Annotated in this window: 13 protein-coding genes; 3 read left to right on the top strand and 10 right to left on the bottom strand. The window is 39.6% G+C overall.

The window, feature by feature from the left end:
- Positions 1 to 83: 83 nt before the first annotated feature.
- Together ACQKMF_RS15500 and ACQKMF_RS15495 are read right to left on the bottom strand one after the other, a co-directional pair.
- Positions 84 to 1,406: an ATP-binding protein gene (locus ACQKMF_RS15500; protein WP_157831110.1), complete on the bottom strand. Its 1,323-nt coding sequence runs from the start codon at positions 1,404 to 1,406 to the stop codon at positions 84 to 86.
- Positions 1,407 to 1,603: 197 nt separating this feature from the next.
- Positions 1,604 to 2,956, bottom strand: a complete 1,353-nt coding sequence (locus tag ACQKMF_RS15495; RefSeq protein WP_101224485.1) for a TrkH family potassium uptake protein — start codon at positions 2,954 to 2,956, stop codon at positions 1,604 to 1,606.
- 234 nt (positions 2,957 to 3,190) lie between these two features.
- On the opposite strand from ACQKMF_RS15495, the gene ACQKMF_RS15490 reads away from it, so the two are divergent.
- Positions 3,191 to 3,382 carry an alpha/beta-type small acid-soluble spore protein gene (locus ACQKMF_RS15490; protein ID WP_034314196.1) on the top strand — a complete coding sequence of 64 codons (192 nt, stop codon included), beginning with the start codon at positions 3,191 to 3,193 and terminating at the stop codon, positions 3,380 to 3,382.
- 56 nt (positions 3,383 to 3,438) lie between these two features.
- Here ACQKMF_RS15490 and ACQKMF_RS15485 read toward each other — a convergent pair whose 3' ends face one another.
- The 4 genes from ACQKMF_RS15485 to ACQKMF_RS15470 form a co-directional block, all read right to left on the bottom strand.
- Positions 3,439 to 4,692, bottom strand: a complete 1,254-nt coding sequence (locus tag ACQKMF_RS15485) for an anti-sigma-I factor RsgI family protein (RefSeq protein WP_427573947.1) — start codon at positions 4,690 to 4,692, stop codon at positions 3,439 to 3,441.
- Positions 4,689 to 5,432, bottom strand: coding sequence for an RNA polymerase sigma factor SigI (sigI, locus tag ACQKMF_RS15480; RefSeq protein ID WP_101224483.1), 744 nt, complete (start codon positions 5,430 to 5,432; stop codon positions 4,689 to 4,691). The genes ACQKMF_RS15485 and sigI overlap by 4 nt, the downstream gene beginning before the upstream one ends.
- A gap of 354 nt (positions 5,433 to 5,786) precedes the next feature.
- A complete protein-coding gene (locus ACQKMF_RS15475) occupies positions 5,787 to 6,569 on the bottom strand; it encodes a TerC family protein (protein WP_101224482.1) in 783 nt (260 codons plus the stop codon).
- A gap of 259 nt (positions 6,570 to 6,828) precedes the next feature.
- The gene (locus tag ACQKMF_RS15470; RefSeq protein WP_427573944.1) at positions 6,829 to 8,388 is read right to left on the bottom strand and encodes an aldehyde dehydrogenase family protein; all 1,560 of its coding nucleotides are present in this window, start codon (positions 8,386 to 8,388) and stop codon (positions 6,829 to 6,831) included.
- A 632-nt stretch (positions 8,389 to 9,020) separates the two neighbouring features.
- Between ACQKMF_RS15470 and ACQKMF_RS15465 the strand changes: the two genes are divergently transcribed.
- Positions 9,021 to 10,214, top strand: coding sequence for an FtsW/RodA/SpoVE family cell cycle protein (locus ACQKMF_RS15465; RefSeq protein WP_230177630.1), 1,194 nt, complete (start codon positions 9,021 to 9,023; stop codon positions 10,212 to 10,214).
- Positions 10,215 to 10,326: 112 nt separating this feature from the next.
- On the opposite strand, the gene nhaC is transcribed toward ACQKMF_RS15465, so the two are convergent.
- The 4 genes from nhaC to ACQKMF_RS15445 all read right to left on the bottom strand — a co-directional run bounded on the left by nhaC (position 10,327) and on the right by ACQKMF_RS15445 (position 19,897).
- Positions 10,327 to 11,706: a Na+/H+ antiporter NhaC gene (gene nhaC, locus ACQKMF_RS15460; protein WP_230177631.1), complete on the bottom strand. Its 1,380-nt coding sequence runs from the start codon at positions 11,704 to 11,706 to the stop codon at positions 10,327 to 10,329.
- A gap of 228 nt (positions 11,707 to 11,934) precedes the next feature.
- Positions 11,935 to 13,197: a helix-turn-helix domain-containing protein gene (locus tag ACQKMF_RS15455; RefSeq protein WP_402941592.1), complete on the bottom strand. Its 1,263-nt coding sequence runs from the start codon at positions 13,195 to 13,197 to the stop codon at positions 11,935 to 11,937.
- A 71-nt stretch (positions 13,198 to 13,268) separates the two neighbouring features.
- Positions 13,269 to 17,468 carry a S8 family serine peptidase gene (locus ACQKMF_RS15450; RefSeq protein ID WP_427573940.1) on the bottom strand — a complete coding sequence of 1,400 codons (4,200 nt, stop codon included), beginning with the start codon at positions 17,466 to 17,468 and terminating at the stop codon, positions 13,269 to 13,271.
- Positions 17,469 to 18,322: 854 nt separating this feature from the next.
- Positions 18,323 to 19,897, bottom strand: coding sequence for a peptide chain release factor 3 (locus ACQKMF_RS15445; protein ID WP_076366909.1), 1,575 nt, complete (start codon positions 19,895 to 19,897; stop codon positions 18,323 to 18,325).
- 859 nt (positions 19,898 to 20,756) lie between these two features.
- Here ACQKMF_RS15445 and ACQKMF_RS15440 point away from each other — a divergent pair.
- Entirely contained in the window at positions 20,757 to 20,960 is a 204-nt protein-coding gene (locus ACQKMF_RS15440) for a cold-shock protein (RefSeq protein ID WP_061462203.1), read from the top strand.
- The last annotated feature ends 49 nt before the right edge of the window (positions 20,961 to 21,009 follow it).

Here is a 21,009-nt window from a genome sequence, read left to right as displayed (position 1 = left end):
AACTGACCGGTTAGTATGTTATTACTTTTAAATTATATACACAACATTCAGATTTTTTCAACAATTAAATCATTATTTTCTTATCATTCAAAGCCCTGTACCTGGACCTTTTCTTTCCCACTATATTCCTTTTTTTGGACGGTGGGAAATATACATACGATTTTCGTACCTTTTTTCAGTTCACTTGTGATGAAAACTTTTCCGCCATGATTTTCGATGATTCTAAAACAAACGGAAAGACCCAATCCTGTTCCTGATGTTTTTGTAGTAAAAAATGGTTCTCCTACTTTTTGCAGGGAGTTTTCCGGAATACCCTCCCCTTCGTCCAAAATGCTCAAAAAAACTTCCCCATTTTCCCCATTTATGCTTACAAAAATATTTCCGCCATTCGGCATCGATTCTATGGAATTTTTTATCATGTTTATTAGTACTTGCTTGATTTGGTTTTCATCAAAGTACATAAAAATAGGTTCCGAATCATAATTTTTATGAATTTGAATATCGTTCAGTACGGCGTTTGTCTCCAACAACGTCACGACATGGTTGCAGCTTTCCTTTAAATCCTTCTCAAGAAAAACCGCCTCAGCAGGTTTCGATAGCAGCAAGAGTTCATTCAGCACTTGCTCAATTCGATTTATTTCCGAAAAAATAATATCATAGTACTCCTGCTTTTCGGCACCGCCATCTTTAATCAACTTCACGAATCCCATTATCGCTGTCATCGGGTTCCTGACCTCATGTGCAATCCCTGCCGCAAGTTGGGCAGCCGTTGATAATTTGCTTGATGTAATTGCCAAATGTTCGTTTAGGCTCACAAGCTTCTCTTCCGCATGTTTACGTTCATTGATTTCCGATAATATGCCCGCCGTCCCGATGAATTTCCCAGCGTCATCATAAATTAGTTTAACGAATGCTTCAACCCAACTTGTTCCCTTTTTCGCATTTAGTTTGATGTCCGCGCGAAAGTATTTATTCCCTCGATGAAAGGTGTCCGCAAAGGCCTTTAATACATCCTGATAAGAATTTTTATCCATATGTTTAGAAAAGTGAAGTCCCAGGGATTCATTCACGGTTGCACCACTCATCGATTTCCATGCCGGGTTTAAGTACAGCCAATTTCCTTTATCATCCGTCTGGAAAATAACCTCATTGAAGCTATTGACCAGTTCTTTGGAGTAATTGGAGATAATGCGATAACGCCCTTCGCTATCCTGCAATAAAGCAATCGTTTTACGTTTATGATCAAAGTTGGCACCCAAACACCAGGCTATGGTCAAAATTACGATTAAATATATTCCTGCAAAGGCGGAAAACCTGCGTTCTTCATGACCCAGCCACCCTATATAGGGCAGTATCAATATGAAGAAAAGGGCAGGGACAAAGATTCTTCCTGTATATTTCTTCACTTCTTCCACCTCCTTACCAAAATGATTTATACTTCATCTGATCGAATTCCAAGTAAGGGATTAAATTAGCATATCTTTTAAATAGAAATGGTGGAAAACTCACTTATAGGTAAATTTCAACATTTTATCCATGATTCCTGCAAACAACACAAAAAACCTTTCCACGGGTGGAAAGGTCATTGTTAAGCTTAAATCATTTACCCAATGATGACGCGTTCTTTTGGATAATGGAAATTTTCCGTAACTTCTTTATGGCCTATGATATACAGGAGGGAGGTTATCCCGACACGGCCAATGAACATAATGATCATGATGACAATTTTACCGGTATTGCTGAGGTCAGGCGTTATTCCCATCGAAAGGCCGACTGAGCCGAAAGCCGAACATACCTCAAAAATGATTTGCATCAAAGTGAAATTTTCGGTAATTGATAAAATGAAGACCGCCATTATGCAAAGGAGGGATCCCATGATCATAACTGCAGTCGCTTTTCGGATATCATCGGGGTGAATTTCCCGTTTGAACACTTTAATGGAACGCCTTCCTCTCATGAAATTCCATAAAAATAGAATCATGATGGCCAATGTAGTTGTCCGGATTCCTCCCCCGACTGAACTTGGGGATGCTCCAATGAACATCAAAATGCTCATCAATAAAAGGGTCGGTTCCGAAAAGTCACTCACATTCATTGTTGCTAACCCGCCGCTTCGAGTATTGGAGGACATAAATAAAGAGTAGAAGAACGATTCATGCCAGCTCTTATTTTTGAAGAATCCATTTATTTCCAGGAGGTAAATCAGGATCGTTCCCCCAATTATAAGGGAAAAGAAGGTGACTGAGGTCAGCTTCGTGAACAAAGAAAAATGAAACTTATAAGTACGGGCCCTATTGGACAAAAACTCTTTCAGCTCAATTAAAACAGGAAACCCAATGGCGCCAAGGGTAAGCAGGATAATCGTAATGAACTGTACAAAATAATCGTCTTTAAATGGAATCATCGATATACCGGTAATATCAAAACCAGCATTCGTGGTGGCACTTACGGCTAAAAATAAGCCATTTAAAAAGGCCTCTTTCCAGTCTGGAAAAAAATTCAGAAAGTAAATACCTAAAACGAGAGCTCCAATCATTTCAATTACGACAAATATCTGAATGATTTGGATCAATAATTTAACAAGGCCCGAAAGATTCGATTGATTTTGATCAGTCATGATCAATTGCCTTTCCTTCAAACCGATTTTCTTTCCCACTATAAGCCAGAAAAAGGTTCCGAGTGTCATGATGCCAATACCGCCAAATTGGAGAACGAACATTAGAATGAAATAGCCTACCTCATTATACACTTCAGGCAAACTAACAACTGTCAGACCTGTCACACTAACTGCACTTACGGCTGTGAATAAAGCATCCATGAATTTAAATTCCACGCCTGGCTTCAGAGCAACCGGCAAGCTCAACAGTACGGTCGAGATAGTGACGGCCAAAAAATAATAACCGACAATAAGCTGAGCTGGTGTTAACTTTGATAATATTTTTTTGATAGCAAACATAAAGAGTTTCCTTTCTTACTCCTATATAGTTATGTGAATCACATAACCATTAAATATCTAGTTTACCCTTTTTTCATTCTTTTTTCCATTCTCTTTTAAAACTGACTTACTTACAACAAAAAGGCAGGTTTACCAATAAGTTTGGTACTGCTCATATAAGTAAAACTCGACATTCTACTTATACTATCATTACAGCGGCAAAAGCCGTTGAAAAAGTAAAGGGGAGATTTAAAAATGGCTAACAGCAGTAACAATCTTCTTGTTCCTGGAATCGAACAAGCATTAGAACAAATCAAATATGAAATTGCATCTGAATTCGGTGTACAATTAGGTTCCGATACTTCAGCACGTGCCAATGGTTCAGTTGGCGGAGAAATTACGAAACGCCTTGTACAACAAGCACAATCTCAACTTAAAGGTCAATAATTCCTAACACAATTAAATATCCATGGCTAAGAGTCCAGCTGCATGCTGGACTCTTTTTAATCATTATGTCCATTTCCTTTTCCATTATTGCCGATACCCCTTTTCGACTTATCCCAATCTTGTTTATTTTGCTTATGCTGTTTTGCTTGCTTATCCCGATTAGCCTGCTTCACTTGGTTAGCTTGTTTATTTTTACTTTCGTGCTTTAAATGATCATTATTATTTTCTTTGGCTGAAGAAACTTTTTTTACATCGAACTTTTTATCATTCTTTTCATTTTTCTGCTTGTTCTTTGATTGGTTGCTGTGGTCGCTTTCGGATTTTTCTTTTGTCTCGTTGCTTTTTTCCTTGTGTCCATTTACTGCATCCCGTTTCCGTTTTCCAATTGTATCTTCCCGTTCATTTTGTTTCTTAATTTTGGTAACTTCCATACCCGCGTTTTTCCGTTCAGTCGGTTTGTCTTCATTGGCCTGCTTTTGCTTTATTTCAATTTCATTATTCTCTTTTTTCTTTTCTCCATCCGATTTGTTTTCCGTACTCAGCGTTACGCTCTTCTCTTTCGGATTAACACCCTTATCCTCGACTTTTTTATCTGGTGCTGGAGCAGGCTCCCTCTTATTGACTTTTACCTTATCCTTATCTTTATCTTCATTCAACTTCTTTTCGAGATACTTTCCAGTGGATATGCCTTGTTCCCTTGCTTGCTTCCGATCGCTTTTTGTTGCCTGGATCACTTTCATTTTTGTGTTAGAAACATTATCCTGCTCAGAAATTTCTTTTATCTCTTCTTTTAAATTCTTATCCAGTTCTTTATCTTTTTCCAATAACGTTGTGGAAACCACAATTTGTTTATTTCCTTTCAAATAACCAAGTTGCTTCGTCGTTTCAACGATCCGGTTTGTAACAGTCTTTATATCCTTGCCTTTCCAGTCCTTCAGCTGACCAATCACAAGCTTGCCGTCTTCATTTAAACCGGTAAGTTTGAGAACTTCTAAATCATCGTCAAGCTCCAATTCAATGCTTGGATTCACATCTATCGTCATATATGCCGACACAGGACCAGAGAAATAAGAAGGAAGAATCGAAAACAGAATCAAGAAGGTGGAGGCAATGCTTAGCACGGCCGTTTTTTTGAAAGATGAATGAAAATTGGAAAAGGCTAAAGTGAACTTTTGTTTAGCAGGTGAAAAAGTGATTTCCTCACCCACTTCATATACCCGTTCCTGCCTTTTGGTTTTCAGAAATTCACCCTCGGGGGTCAATAGGGTAACAAATCGCTTATTAACTGAAAGAATAACTCCTTTTTTCATTCATCGATAGCCCCTTTTATATAATCATTCAAATACAAAAAATCTCCGTTTATTATGATTGCCACAGCAATGATGTACTTTCTGTTCCGTTCAATCGTTTTTCTGCTTACTTCCACTTTTCCCTCAAGCTGTTTTACGGGCAGCCGCTTTTTTGCAAACAGGATTTCTTTCAGTTCGTCATCTTCCATTAACAATTTAGCGATCATAATAGCTCCCTTCCTGGCATCTGCATGTTTGGGAGAGTTTTCAACTAAATCCTCAAATGACAGACCAAAATCCTCTAGATGGCTTATATAAAGCAGAATTTCTTCTTTTCTTCTTTCCGATTCCTTCTGCTTCTCGTATTCATTGATGGAATTTTCATTATCGATATATATATGGCTCTGCTCATTATCATCATTCAGTGATAAATCCAATAGGACTTCTTTTTGTTTGGACTGGCTTCTTATATAATCTATAACCCTTCGTTTAACGAGGGTTTCGGCAAATGCCAATAAAGAACGGCCTTTTTCCGGGGAATATTTATCGATTGCCTCGTTAAAAGCAATCAGTCCAATACTGAATTCATCATCTGATTCATATATGTAACGTTTGCAAACCGATGACACAGTTTTCGCAATAAAAGGTTTGAATGACTCTATGGTATCATTACGAAGGCTAATATCGCCTTGTTGAATTTTCAATACGGTTTCTTCTAAAGAACGCTTTTTTTTGAATGCTGTAAACAACAATCCAAGCATTTGCTCACCTCGCTCCTGTTGAACATAAAATACGCATCAACATACTTATCTTAAGCGGAGGGAGTCTAAAAGACAGTACCAAAAGAACTATTTTTGCATTAAAAATTAAATCACATAATATATCAACATGATAAAATACTTAGTTTTTTCTCGTTTATTACAGTGCAATTACAGTAAGTTATCTTTTTCCTGATTTTTGTCCAATACAATGGGACATTTGTCATTTTTATAACCGGAATTTAATATTCACATCTTTTAACATATCATTCGTAAACATCCCTGCGCTTTTGAGGGTCATCTCCAAAAATACATGAAAAAGCAAAAAAAACAGGCGTGACCAGCACGCCTGTTTTTTTAAGCTTCCTGTATTTTTTTCTCTTCTTTTTCTTTTTTTTCTTTTTTGCTTGAAATGATCCATGCACCTGCTGCAATTCCAATCAAAACGACCCAGAAAATCGATTTCCAAAGAGTTGATTCAGGGAAATGATGATCGATGATAGCCAGTGAAGGGTGTGCGAGTGTGTGTACCGCCAACTTCACTCCTACCCAACCCACTATCAAAAATGCAGCCGTTTCTAGGGAAGGACGCTGATGAAGCAACTTCACGAACCCATTTGCTGCAAATCGCATAATGATCAATCCAATCATGCCGCCGAGGAACATGATAGCGAATTGCCCTCCGTCAATACCGCCGACTTTCATCCAGCCTGTTTCAGGAAGTGTAACAGCCAGTGCGACAGCAGCCAACATCGAATCGATTGCGAAAGCTATATCAGCCGCTTCAACCTTTACCACGGTCATCCAAAAGCCGGATTGCTTTTTAGGTTTCGTGATTTCCTTCTCACCTTTACCAGCGTATTTTTTGTAAATGTGCTGAAAAGCAATGAAAAGTAAGTAAATCGCACCGATTGCTTGAACTTGCCACACCTCGACAAGAAAGGAAATAAGGAATAAGCTTGCAAAGCGGAAAACAAAAGCTCCCATCAAACCATAAAACAAGGCTTTTCGCTGTTGTTCTTTTGGCAAATGCTTAACCATGACAGCCATGACGACCGCATTATCCGCAGCAAGTATCCCTTCTAATCCAACCAAGATAAGAAGGACCCAGCCATATTCCAATAATATTGATGCTTCCATCCATTCAACCTCCAATAGTTAGTATTTCCTTCCTACTGGCATTGGCAAAATAAAAAGACCTCTGCCATATAGGCAAAGGTCTTGCTGAACATGAAAACATGTCAACAAAGCCGATGAATGTTTAACATTCACGTAATGACGACTTTGTTTTAGGGCGAACCCTAACGCTACTCCCCTTTGAAAAGGAAAATCAGTTATTAAGTATATTCATAGTATACGCGCTCGTTATGAAAATAACAATCTTTTTTATAAATGGATTTCATTTTCTGTACCCTTTGGAAATTTTAATCAATCGCAAATATTCTTTGCCGAAACGAATCCAGTTCGGTTTGGCAGAAAAGTAGTTCTGAAACAGCGATAAAAAACTCGTGTATTTCCCTTCATATGGATACCATTGTATTTCTGTATTGTTTTTACCTTTATCGATCATGATCGCTTTTTCATGGCAGAAAATCTTTAATCCATGCTCGCCATGATAGCGGCCAACCCCGCTTTGTTTGGCACCGCCAAATGGTAAATGATGATTAGCAACCGTTATCAGCACATCATTGATCGTCACCGCTCCTGTTACTAACCGAGACGCAATTTTGCTTGCTTTTTCACTATCCATCGTCCAAACGCTGGAATTGAGTCCATATTCACTTTCATTTGCCAGGGCGATCACTTCTTCCTCCGTATCAAAAGGCACAACAGGCAACACTGGTCCGAACGTTTCTTCTTTCATGATTTTCATGGAATGATCGACATTGGACAGAATCGTCGGCGGAATGAAATGGGTCTGTCCCGTTTTCCACTCTTTCGGAGGTATTCCGGCTTCAAGTACGGCCCCCTTATTCAGTGCATCCTCCAGTTGTCCAGCCACAATATCAACTTGTGCCGGGAAGGTCATTGAACCGATGTCATCCTGCGAATGCACCCCCTGCCTCATGGACTTCGTCTTTTCTTTAAGAAGCATGAGGAATTCCTTATAAACAGGACGTTCCACATAAACCCTTTCAACACTCATGCACACCTGCCCGCTATTTGTAAAAGCCCCCCAAAGCGCCCCGTTAACAGCCCGTTCCAGGTTGGCATCACGCAGAACGATCATCGGATCCTTCCCGCCAAGCTCCAAAGTCGTTGGGATCAGTTGTCTAGCTGCGACCTCACCAATCATTTTCCCAGTCCTTACAGATCCAGTAAAAAATATATAATCAGGCTTTTGCTCAGTTAATGCCGCACCCAGTTCTTTTCCTCCATGGGCAAACTGTATAATTCCGTCCGGGAAACCAGCTTCAAGAAACAGCTTTTCGATGCAAACCCCAACTAAAGGTGTTACCTCTGAGGGCTTGGCGATGACTGCATTTCCCGCTGCTAGAGCATTAAGAATGGGTACCATTGAAAGCTGCAGCGGATAATTCCATGGTGAAATGACGAGTATCGTTCCACGGGGCATATATTGGATATAAGATTTTTTTCCAATTAACATGAGCGGAGTGGTGACCTTTCGTACGGAAAGAGTTTTCAATGCATGTTTCTCGATATGCTTTATTGCATCAATCGTTGGCATGATATCAGCAACCAGCGCTTCAATTTTCACTTTTCCCGTATCTTTTGAAATGACTTCAGCTATTTCATCCATTTTTTCTACCATCAATAAACGAAGCCGTTTTAAATAGTGCAGCCGTTCCTTGATGGAAAGATTCGACCATTCTTGGAACGCATGTCTTGATTTCTTATATATATGAGGAATCGACTTCAATGGCGTTGGCACGATTTCCGCAATCTTCTCACCTGTTGCCGGAGAAAACACTTCCAGCTTGTCATATATCTCTTCCATAACTACTCCCCTTGCTTAACCTTATTTTTATTGGTACTCCCCATCATTCTTATGCTTTTAATTAAGATCGATCAAGGAGGTAGGCCTTCCCTAATTCACTAAACGTAACGTACGAGGTTTTTCCACCCCTCTTTATATCATGCCAGAGACGCAGGAGCCTGTATAATATAATCCATTGGAACCAAGTTCACAACCGGTTCGCTCTCTTCATTAAATCCCTGCACCATTCCGTGCCACATAACCGGGGCTAAAATAAGTATACCTTTTAAGATGAGCCACTCTAACAAATTTGTTTACAGTATCCACTTCATCACATCAGGTTTTTCCATAAATAACCTTAAATAGTAATCTTCCAGACTTAAAGAACCGCCAAATGGAATATATAGTAAAAATTTTTCAGTTATTAAAAGGAGTATTCACGTTTGCTATCGAAGGTAATGTATAGGAATCCGAATTGGGCTATTAGCAAAAAGGAAATCCGGCAGACAAGTTTCTCGGTTTTAGTGTTTAATATTGGTTTATGGAGGATAAATTCATATATCGAATAAAAATTATTATCTATATAAACGATTTTCCGTTACTATATAAGAAGGCGATTTTTTCGCGCATACATATTTGAGGTGAGCGCACAAGTGAAAAGAATAATTAAAGCATACGACTTCCCTATTTTCATCGCTGTCGTATTACTCTGTTTGTTTGGTTTAGTCATGATTTACAGTTCGAGCATGATTACTGCTGTTGCTCGATACGGCATGCCTATGGATTTCTTCTTTGAGAAACAAAAAACGGCCTTTCTCATTTCATTCGTGGCAATGATCGTCACGATGATTCTTCCTTATAAGATGTACAAAAACAAAATGTTCTTGATGTCTATGATGTTTGGAATGGCCGGTATCCTTTTGCTCCTCTTTATCTTCGGCCATACAGCAGGAAATGCCACAAGCTGGTTCAAATTAGGGACAAAGTCGATTCAACCCGCTGAATTTTCCAAGTTAGCCATGATTATTTATTTGGCAGCCATTTATGGAAAAAGGCAGGATCGAATCAATAGTATTGATAAAGCCGTCATCCCGCCGATTTTCTTTCTTGTATTCATATGCTTTTTAATCGGAATACAACCTGACTATGGAACGGCAGCGGTCATTTTCCTGATTTCAAGTACCATGATCATTTCATCCGGTATGTCCTTTAAGAGTATATTCAAACTCTCTTTGATTACTGCGATTTTCGTTGCCATATTTGCACTAGGTGTAATAGTGACAGGGAATTTTTCTTCCGTTCTTTCTGAAAATAAGATGTCTCGTTTTACGGGGTTTGCAGATCCTTTCGGAACGGCAGGAGAAAGCGGATATCAACTCGTAAATTCACTTTTCGCGATAGGATCCGGCGGCCTTACTGGAGTGGGTCTTGGTGACAGTGTACAAAAATACGGATACCTGCCTGAATCACATACTGATTTCATCATGTCTGTCATTGCAGAAGAGCTCGGGATATTCGGAGTGGGGTTCGTTTTATTGACACTAGGTTTTATCGTTTTAAGGGGATATGTACTTTCAGCAAAATGCAAGGATCCATTTGGAAGCCTTTTATTGATCGGCATCTCATCCATGATCGGCATTCAAGTCGGCATCAACGTTGGCGGAGTGACTGGACTTATCCCTATTACAGGGATCACCCTTCCATTCATCAGTTATGGAGGATCTTCCTTACTGCTGCTCATGCTTTCAATGGGCATATTCCAAAATGTCGTTATGCGAATGAACTTGCTTGAACAGAAAGAAAAGGTCGTGTCCATCCCAAAAGATGAGATTGCGTCCTCAAAATAATCGTTCAAATACCCCCTGACATTTCTGTTCATGTCAGGGGGTCCCCTTCTCTATAAGGTTATGGAACTTCACATAAAAAAACAGGCAGTCGAGACCCGACCGCCTGTTTTTTTTATTTATAATGGATACCGATTTTCGTAAAGCCAGAAATCAGACTGAGTAAAGGACAAAGCAGGCAGAAGAATGCAAATGGGGCATATTCAAGGGTTGAAACACCCAATACCTGTGTCAGGAATACACCGCAGACACCCCAAGGAACCAGAGGATTCACAACTGTTCCCGCATCTTCAAGTACCCTCGCAAGCGTTTTGGGCTGCAAGCCTAAATCTTCATATTTCTGCTGAAAGGCTTTCCCAGGCAGTATAACTGACAAATACTGTTCACCCACCAGGAAATTAACGCTGATTCCTGCAAATACAGTAGCGGAAATCACTTTCGCTACACTCGTCAATGAATCCTGGATCGCTTTTAAAATAGAAGGTATGACTCCCAATTCGAACAATAGTCCGCCCATGGCCAATGCCAACAACACCATCGAAACGGAGAACATCATACTTTCAATTCCTCCCCGCGATAAGATTGAGTCAAGTTGATCCATTCCACTCTTGAGTACAAATCCGCCGTATAAAATATCTGCCAGTTTTGCAACCGTCAAATTAGGCGTTTGAATGAAAGCGATGATGGCTGCCGAAATGATTCCTGCCGACAATGTCGGAATGGCTGACACCTTTTTCAAAGCCATGATTAGAACGATGACAAACGGAATCAAACTCCATATGCTTATATTCGTTTCCATTTCCAAGGCTTTGGTCATGGCTTCGATTTCCTCAACACGAGCAACTTTGACATTCGGTGAAAGGAAGTAAAAGATGATAAGTGATATTAAAAAACCTGGAATCGTAGTCCAAAGCATATTATTAATATGTTCAAATAATGGTGCTCCAACCGTTCCAGATGCAAGGTTGGTAGAGTCGGATAATGGAGACATTTTATCCCCAAGAAATGCACCGGAAATGATTGCACCGGCTGTAATCGCCAACGATAAATCCATCGCCGCCGCCATACCTATTAAAGCAACGCCGATAGTGGCTGATGTTGTAAGTGAACTCCCGATACAGAGCCCAATTAGCGAACACACCAAAAATGTGATTGCATAAAAATATTCACCAGAAATCCAGTCAAACCCATAGAACATGATGGTAGGGATCGTCCCGCTTGCCATCCATATGGAAATCAGCATTCCAATGAAAAAGAATATATAAATGGCTCCCATACCAGTACCTGCACCTTTGACTATAGCCGCCTCCATAATTGAAAATGGCAGCTTCTTGATCTTCCCATAAACAAATAAGAAAAGGATTGCCGCTATTATTGGAATATGGGGGGCAAGTCCATAATGTATGATACCAGTTGCAATGATTAAGAATAGAATGGCCAAAACCCCAATTGCTTCAAGTAAGGAGAGTTTTAGCTTTGCATCTTCAAGACGCATGATGTTTTTCCCCGCTTTCAATGTTGTATATTCTCTGAGGTAAGGCTAGGACCTTTTCACTCCTCACAATTACTGAAACGCTTTTAAGCACTAAAGTACTAGCTAAATATATAGGAGTTTCAGGAGATTGTCAAAGGAATAATTTAGTATAATTCGATTTTATCAGTGATACTTCTCTCCACTGATACAACGCAAACCATTACCAAGCTCCTTCCGATAGATATATGTTCAATTCATTCCATCATAATGACTTTTATGTGATTCGATAATTATTTGGGCTAATTGCAATGCCTTGGTTGTCTCATTGATCTTTACTAAATAATGAAACAGTTTTTTCTCATAATGATCGATCAGGACTATGTAGCCTGTTTTCCTGAAAAAGGGCAAAGCTTCTTCTTCTATTAAACGGTAGAATTTTTCTTCCTCTTCCTGGATTGCATATAGATGCAATTGAAAATAAAAGGGTGGCATGCCATTATGTTTTCGGGCAAGTCTCAATCCTTTTTCAGCTAGGTCCGTGATTTCTGTATCATTCAATAACTTTCCTTTTATCGCGTTGTTGATGTATCCATCCAAAAACATCGTGTAAAAAGGATTATCTTCATCAACGAGCAGAAGCGCCCTTTCGTATAATTTTCTTGCATCAGCAAACCTTTTCCTTCTATAACATTCGAAAGCAAGATTGTTAAGGAGCTTGGATTTTCGATCATATGCCTGACAAGCATCACACATCTTGATTAAGGAATCGTATTTTTTCTTGGTTTCCTCAAAGTCGTGCAGCTCCCTTGCGTTCAATTGAACAAGCATCATCGTTTCGGTATCGATGATTCTTAGTACATTCAATGTTTTATGAAAATAGGCTAGCGCTTTTTCAGCATAATAGTATGATGCAATATTTGAATGTGTTGAATGGTGTGCCAGTGCAAGATGATAATAATATTCATTGTGATGGTATCCAGAATGATCAATGCTCGTAAGGATGTTGATGCAATCTTTGTATTGTCCGGTCAGGAAATAATAGATGCCCATGATATGTTTTAAATAATTGCGTTCGTACGATGAGAGCTGTGACTCTTTCCCTTGGATAATTTGTATCCCTTCAAACGCTTTCTCCGGAAGGTTCATGAATAGATGGTACCTTGAGAGGATTAAATTATAGGATGCATGAAAATCAGGAAGCTCTTTAAGCGGCTCATCTTCTATTTCTTTTTTTAACCTAGCTGAGTCTTCCGTCTGTTGTGAAATCAAAGCATTCTGCCACTCATCAAGTTTTTGGCCCAATAGATGATATTTTCTGACCTCTTCTTTTATATTGATCTGCAGCCTCTCGGATAACAGGGTTATCATCTCTTTGGAATACTCGGTAATCCCTCGTTCAATCTTGCTTAAATGTGTAATGGAACAAATTCCTTGTACCAGCTCCTTTTGTGTCATTTGGGCTTTTTCCCGATAAAACTTAATGATTTTACCCTCCACCAAAAATTCCCCCATGCTAACTTTTTCCTCCAATTATAGCAAAATGGTAAAAGCCCCAGGAAAATATATTTTTCCTGGGGCAAATGCTATTGATTCGTTTCTAGTCCAATCAGGCGTAAAAAGTATTCCAAACCTTTATTGCCAATCTTTTCTTTCGGTACTTTATTTTCTGGTGCATCCGGACCTTTCGTCAAGAAATTCTTCTCGACATATCTGACGTCGAATTCATCGACGGTACCGTCCTGGTTGATATCTTCCTTGATGACGGATTTATCCTTGATACCATATGCATCGACGACTTCCTGAATATCTTTTATGTCTATGACTTTATCTTTATTGATATCCCCCGCTAGGTTCAGATTTGGTCTGAGTCTTATATTCTGTCCTAATAGAGTTCCGTCTTTTTCTTTACCTGGAACGAAATTTGTATGGCTCTTGAGATGTGATGGCGTTTCAACGACAAGCGTATATTCCTGGTTAGATGCAGGGATCCCTTTGATCGAGAATTGACCCCAATCATCAAGTGTTCCCGAGTATTTTTTCCCTGCTTTGGATTGCGCATAAACTTTCACACCGATTTTTGTGATATTACCTGGCTTAATATATCCTTCCTCACTTAAAAACGCTTCTGGAGAAATCGATCCGTTCAAAGTTGAGTGCTTAGAAATGATTTTATATCGGTCAACACTGTAATATGGAAGATTGGTTGCAGTATTGCCCCCTTGTTTTATATAAGAAGCTTCTCCTACATCCATTCCCGCATATAAATGATAAAAGGTATCGTCGACAAGTTTAAAGGATACATCCAGTAGAGGCATATCTCCGTTTAAACCTTTAAATGCCTTTCCTGTCAATTCAGCGCCAACCTTGACTTCTTTAGATTGATTATCATCATTAACGACAGGTTTGGTTAAAGAAACATTTAACCCTTTTTCTTTTGCATATTTTTTTATTTTACTGGAAAGTTTAGCATTTTTAAATTGATAAAGCTCACCTTCATACTTGATCGTATATTCTCCTGAAAGGAACTGTTTTACATTATTGACTGATAAAGTCATGGTAAAGGTATCATCCTTTTTCAGCACTTCTTTATCATAGTTTAATGTGACATATTCAGTCCCTTCTTTTAAAAACACATAATCTTGAGGATTCATTGCTGTTGCCATATCTGTAGTTGCCAACCTTAGATAAAGTGCATCATTTGCAATATCACTTTCTTCGATTCCGAATTTCACATTTCCATCAGGATCGATTGGGAATTCCCTGCCAAAATATGCGTATTTGCTCGTGTCGTAAAACATAGTATTGGAAGTTTGGTCATAGTCCAAACCTTTCTCATGAAGTACTTTTACTGTCGCATCATTGACATTTCCGTGTACATAGAAAGCCTTCTGACCATCTTCTTCGGTAAACATCGAGTCATTTATTTCATATACTCCTGGTTCTTTGTCCCATTTTACGTCTGGAGGGGTGTTATCGACTATTGCAGCAGTACCAGCTGAGTAAGTTTTTCCCGACTCATCTCTTCCTATGAACTCTAGAGTGTAGTCCCCTTCTTGAAGTTTCTTATACGTATCGGAAATCGGATGCTCTGGATCGTTTGTAAATGGATATACATGACCAGTAAACGCAAAAAGAATATAATACGGTCTATCTGGTTCGAACCTAGAAGCATTTAGGCTCCCTACGTATCCTAATGGTTTATCTGACTTCGTATCTTTTAGGATAACATCCACTGTTTCCATTGGACTTTTCAGCTGAAACATAGCATTCATAAATGGGTTATAGTATTGCCAAAACGGGAAATCATTAGCAATGGATGGACTGTCCGTTTCAACGTAATCAATACCTTTATCCGTTACTGTGATCGAAAATGGAACTTGATACGTTTCTTCATCATTTTCAGAGTTTGTGATGTGAAGGTACCCTTCATATGCCCCTTCTTTTGCATTTGCCGGTACGCTGATAGTTGGTTCAATTACTTTGGACTTACCTTTAGCCACAGTAACCGACTTACTCACTTTTACCTTTACGCCATTTGCATTGGCATCTTGTACACCTTTTATATTTTTATGGTATTCAACATCAATGGTATATTTTTTCTTTTTCCCCTTATTTTCAATTTCCACTTTTTTCGTGAGTTCAATCGCTTCATCATTGTCTCTTATATATTCCCGGCCAAATGCAAGTGAGCCCGTTTCCTCGTTAATTTCTGTCGTTTCATCACCTTTGACAATTTCGGTTTTATCCAATACTTTTATCGAAGTATCCACATGCACGGCATCATAGGCATCAATACGGCCGGCTCCAACTTCATTCACCGAATGATCTTTTTGTAAATCAACGGATGTATTCATGAGAGCTTCTTTCACATCAAACGGGTCATAATCCCCGTGTTCTTGTAATATTAATGCAGCGACCCCCGCAACATGCGGTGTAGCCATTGATGTACCTTGCATACGTCCATACGATGATGTGTAATCAATCCCTTCATCTGGACTATTGATATATTCCGGCTCAGTGGAGAAAATGGCTACGCCTGGCGCTACAATATCTGGCTTAATATCGTAATTTCCGTTAACTGGACCTCTGGAACTGAAGTCTGCCAAATTATCTCCGACTGTTTTTGTATTCCCTGTATCTTTAAATGTAAGGGATCCATTTTCGATAGCTTTTAATTTTTCCCCATCTTCTTTGGTTAATCGAAAAGTAGGGATAAAGTCGGTTCCTTCCCCAACATATGAGGTGATTTCTCCATCCACATTGTTATAGATTATAATTGCTTTTGCCCCAGCTGCCTTTGCATTCTTTATTTTCACATCAAACGTAAGGGTTCCCCGTTCAATAAGAGCGATTTTATCTCGAACATCTTTTCCTTCAAAATCGCTTTCCTGTCCAATGCCGGCATAAACGACCGGAAACGATTGACTAGTTAAGTCTTCAATCTGATCCGAAAAGTTTTTGCCTAATAGTTTCATGTTTTCAAATGTATATTTTCCAGCACCAGCAGTTATGGTAGGGATCTTCATGGCAGAATCACTTGCCCCAACTGAAATGCCAAGGGCAGCTGTTCCAGGAGAGCCTAAAGTTTTCTCACCTGGCCCCGCATTACCGGCAGCAACAACGGAAACAACTCCAGAAAGCATTGCATTGTTGATCGCTACAGAAGTAGGATCAAGCGGATCATTGACAGATGATCCGAGTGATAGATTCATGATATCCATACCATCACTGACTGCTTTATCAATTCCTGCTATTACACCTTCATTGGAACCGGAACCATACGGTCCTAACACACGGTATGTATAGAGGTCAGCTTCAGGAGCAACACCTTTCACTGCATAATCCACTTCATTTGTTTTTGTTGCGGCGATCGTTCCAGAAACGTGTGTACCATGAGCTGTATAGTAAGCAGAACCACTGCTGGTGAATTCCGGTTGACCGGATGATTTCCAATTTTCATAGGTTGTCTCCATCGGATCTGCATCATTATCGACGAAATCCCAGCCCTTAACCGATGAAGGCTCAATGTCCTTAGGATTCTCACCTTCTTTACTTCGGTATCCTTTATATGCATTGGTTAAATCGGGGTGATTGTAATCGATGCCAGTATCAAGGACACCAACTTTAATCCCTTTTCCCTTTATATTTTCTTCATGAAGTTTATCTACTCCAATTTGAGGAATGCTATCAGCCATTTTTGGAGTGATCCCTTTTTCTTGAACCGGGAGCTCCAATTGGATTTTTGCATTATTCCAGATTCGTTTAACTGTCCCTGATTGAAGTAAATCTTTTACCGCAACTCCTGGCAACGTCATGGAAACGCCGTTAAATGCATGTTTATATTCTCTGTTTATCGCTAATTTACTGGAATCATACTTGGATAAATCTTTTTTCTTTTTCAAAGATTCAATATAGCTTTTAAATTCTTGATGTGACTGATCTACGTTATTTTTTGCAGAAGCAATCGTCATTTTTTTCCCAAGCACCGCTTGTTTTTTGACCGCGACCTGTGCAGGAGCTTGTTCGAACTCAACAATAATGGAAACCAGCTCCGGGCTATTTGTTTTTATATCTGGAGAAATGGTGAAGTTAGGACCAGCGTTCAGCTTCTGAATCGCTTGTCGTTGCTCCTTGGATAAGTTCGATAAAATGTCTTCAATATTTTTATGGGTAATCGTCACTTCTGGTTTCTCCGCCAATGGATGAATCGAAAAGGTTGTAGATAGAAGAAGCCCGGCAGCGAGGGTGCCTGATAAAACAAGTTTCCCTTTAGAAAATTTCATTTTTCCATTCCTCCTTATTGTTTAGAAAATTTAGTATCTTCTGTTAAATAATAGAGGATAAATGGTATTGGTGTAAATTGGGGTAATGCTCTTGGTTGTATCTCCCTATGGTTCCATGATCTTTATGTTAAATATCATGACAATTGGAGTGGCAGGATGGATTTCATGGTTCCATTCCTAATTGGCATGAATCAAGTGTAGGACAAGCGAACTAGAATGATAGAAGTAATTACCCCACATTCCCACGAGAAAAGTCTGCTGAGGCCATCATGAGGCTCTCGGCACTAGTCATTCCCTGTCTATAAGGTCACCCGTAAGGTAAGCGATAGTTATAGTAGAATTAAAATATCTCCAGATAATGAAAAAATCTCTTGTATTCATAACACACGGGGTTCGAGTTTGTAGACAAATGGGGGGCTATCTAAAATTTAAGACAAAGTAGATTGGAACGGAAGGTGCGAGACTCCTGCGGGAAAAACGCGTCCAAGGGAGAACCCACAGACGCAAAGGCGTCGAGGAGGCTCCCGGACCGCCCGCGGAAATCGAGTGCCTGTAGTGGAAACCAACGTTCGGTTTTTCACACAAAAAAAACTGTAGACAAAGGGGGGCTATCTAAAATTTAAGACAAAGTAGATTGGAACGGAAGGTGCGAGACTCCTGCGGGAAAAACGCGTCCAAGGGAGACCCCACAGACGCAAGGCGTCGAGGAGGCTCCCGGACCGCCCGCGGAAAGCGAGTGCCTGTAGTGGAAATCAACGTTCGAGTTTTTCACACAAAAAAAACTGTAGACTAACTCGATTTTCATCGAGTTTGTCTACAGTCTGAAGCCCGTGTATATAACACGGGCTTCTTCATTATTTCAAATCCATTGGATTATATAATTCCACATCAGGATTTTTATCTTGGAACCAACGAAGAGCAAACTCATTTTCAAATAAGAATGCATATTTATCAAACCGATCTTTAACAAGGATGCTTCTTGAGCTATGAAGATTTTCATCAAGCTTTTCATCTTCAGCCCAGCGTGTAATCTTGCTGCCCATGCGCTCCATCACGACTTCAACATTGTACTCGTTCCTCATTCGATGCTCGAATACTTCGAATTGAAGTTGCCCAACCGCACCAAGCAGATATTCTTCCATCCGGACCGTTTTGAAGAGCTGAATTGCCCCTTCTTGCACAAGTTGGTTAATTCCTTTATGGAAGTGTTTCTGTTTCATGACGTTTTTAGCTGTTACCCTCATGAATAGTTCCGGTGTAAACTGAGGCAGCCTTTCAAACTGAAACATGTCTTTGCTTGTTGTAATCGTATCGCCAATTTGGTAGTTACCTGTATCATATAAACCGATGATATCTCCGCTTACCGCTTCATTTACGGTGTTCCGATCATCAGCCATGAATTGAGTGGAAGAAGAAAGGTTGATTGGTTTTCCTGTCCTGCTCAGGTTGACGCTCATCCCACGTTCGAATTTACCGGAGCAAATGCGAAGGAAAGCGATCCGGTCACGGTGTTTTGGGTTCATATTCGCTTGGATCTTGAAAATGAAACCAGAAAAATCATTACTGACAGGGTCCATTTCACCTGACGTTGTCATCCGCGCTTGTGGAGCTGGTGCAAATTTCAGATAAGCATCCAAAAACGTCTGAACACCGAACGTCGTTAAAGCACTCCCGAAAAATACGGGACTAAGTTTTCCATTAGCAATGTTTTCTTCAGAGAATTGGTTACCCGCTTCCGTCAACAGCATGATTTCTTCCAAAGTTTGCTCATATAACTGGGAATCCTTAAGTTTATGATCCACTTCGAGTTCACCTTCGTCATTCAATGGAAGGAAACGCTCTTCCCCTTCCGTTTTGAACTGTTCAATCCGATTATTGAACCTGTCGTAAATGCCCACGAAGTCTTTTCCCATCCCAATCGGCCAGTTCATTGGATATGTTTCTATACCTAAAACCTCTTCGAGTTCGGCAAGCAATTCTAGCGGCGTTTTACCTTGTCGGTCCATTTTATTGATAAAAGTGAAAATCGGGATACCCCTCATCCGGCATACTTTGAATAATTTAACCGTCTGATCCTCGATACCTTTTGCCGAGTCGATGATCATCACGGCGCTATCAACAGCCATCAGTGTACGATATGTGTCTTCACTGAAATCTTGGTGGCCTGGTGTATCGAGAATATTGACACGGAAATCATCATAATCGAATTGCATGACTGAAGATGTAACGGAAATTCCCCGTTGCTTTTCAATCTCCATCCAGTCACTTGTTGCATACTTCCCTGTTTTTCTAGCTTTAACTGTTCCGGCATCACGGATCGCGCCGCCAAACAGCAATAATTTTTCTGTCAAAGTCGTTTTCCCTGCATCCGGGTGGGAGATGATTGCGAAGGTCCGTCGGGATTGAACCTCGTCTTTTAAAGTAGTCATAAAATGTTCCTTTCATTATTGGAGTCATCAATAAAAAAATTTATAGGGGGTTCATTTGTATTATTTACATTGGAATGGCAACCTTTCTTTGTATGCAAAAATCCTGATCATACACAATATATGTAAGAAGAAATATATCATAAGGCTTAAACCTTGGCTACTCTGCATTCATTTCAATCAACCTTTCTATTTTAACACGATATGAAGGAAAGATGTAGAGGTGAATGAATCACCATAAGGGGTTTTGTTCAGATGGCAAAACAAAAGACGCTTAATCAGCGCCCCTTATCTTAATCCATATGGTTACCGTTCATTTATTCATGGTTTACCTTGCAGGTTTAATCGCTTTTTGATTCCGCTTGTTCTTCCAGCGTTTTTTTACTTCCTTGAATATGATTGGAGCAGCAAAAATGAGTGCCCTTTTTAATAATTTCTTCATTTTTCATCAGTCCTTTCTTTCTTACTTATCCTATACCCGATTATTTTCGTGAAAAACTTTAATGCCAAATTGTTTTCCTATTCTCCACTCTAAAGGCTTTTCCTATTGGCCCGGTCAAATTTCAATCCAGGAAACTCCTGTGCGGCAATACCGTTATGCTTCCCCTTATAAAACCTGTCTAATAATATTTTCCCTAATGGGAATGTATAAATTAATTCCATTTGTTTTATCCTTTATAAAGGTGGGTATATATTAAAAAAATGGAAATTGCCTCATAAGAGGCTTTCACATATTATCAAGCATTTTCGTATGATGATTTTAACTTGAATGAGGGTGCTGGATAATGTGTGAAATTGATTTTTCCATCACGGTAAAATCATCACCATTAATATTTTTTAACTTTTTAGGAGGATTCATCGAATGACAGTAACAGGTAAAGTAAAATGGTTCAATAGTGACAAAGGATTTGGATTTATCGAAGTACCAAACGAAGACGATGTTTTCGTACATTTTTCCGCCATTCAAGGAGAAGGTTTCAAGAGCCTTGATGAAGGTCAAGAGGTTGAATTTGAAATCGAAGAAGGAAACCGCGGACCCCAAGCTAAAAACGTCGTAAAACTCTAAAGCATAGATACACAAACATATTGATGGACAATGGAAAAGGATGCCGCCC

Source organism: Peribacillus sp. NPDC101480 (genome assembly GCF_050277335.1).
Taxonomy (GTDB): Bacteria; Bacillota; Bacilli; order Bacillales; family DSM-1321; genus Peribacillus.
This window is presented reverse-complemented; position numbering and strand designations above follow the sequence as displayed.

Excerpts from the sequence above, each read along its gene's own strand:
- ACQKMF_RS15495 (WP_101224485.1), bottom strand. The coding sequence starts at position 2,956 with ATGTTTGCTATCAAAAAAATATTATCAAAGTTAACACCAGCTCAGCTT.
- ACQKMF_RS15490 (WP_034314196.1), top strand. The coding sequence starts at position 3,191 with ATGGCTAACAGCAGTAACAATCTTCTTGTTCCTGGAATCGAACAAGCA.
- ACQKMF_RS15485 (WP_427573947.1), bottom strand. The coding sequence starts at position 4,692 with ATGAAAAAAGGAGTTATTCTTTCAGTTAATAAGCGATTTGTTACCCTA.
- sigI (WP_101224483.1), bottom strand. The coding sequence starts at position 5,432 with ATGCTTGGATTGTTGTTTACAGCATTCAAAAAAAAGCGTTCTTTAGAA.
- ACQKMF_RS15475 (WP_101224482.1), bottom strand. The coding sequence starts at position 6,569 with ATGGAAGCATCAATATTATTGGAATATGGCTGGGTCCTTCTTATCTTG.
- ACQKMF_RS15470 (WP_427573944.1), bottom strand. The coding sequence starts at position 8,388 with ATGGAAGAGATATATGACAAGCTGGAAGTGTTTTCTCCGGCAACAGGT.
- nhaC (WP_230177631.1), bottom strand. The coding sequence starts at position 11,706 with ATGCGTCTTGAAGATGCAAAGCTAAAACTCTCCTTACTTGAAGCAATT.
- ACQKMF_RS15455 (WP_402941592.1), bottom strand. The coding sequence starts at position 13,197 with ATGGGGGAATTTTTGGTGGAGGGTAAAATCATTAAGTTTTATCGGGAA.
- ACQKMF_RS15450 (WP_427573940.1), bottom strand. The coding sequence starts at position 17,468 with ATGAAATTTTCTAAAGGGAAACTTGTTTTATCAGGCACCCTCGCTGCC.
- ACQKMF_RS15445 (WP_076366909.1), bottom strand. The coding sequence starts at position 19,897 with ATGACTACTTTAAAAGACGAGGTTCAATCCCGACGGACCTTCGCAATC.
- ACQKMF_RS15440 (WP_061462203.1), top strand. The coding sequence starts at position 20,757 with ATGACAGTAACAGGTAAAGTAAAATGGTTCAATAGTGACAAAGGATTT.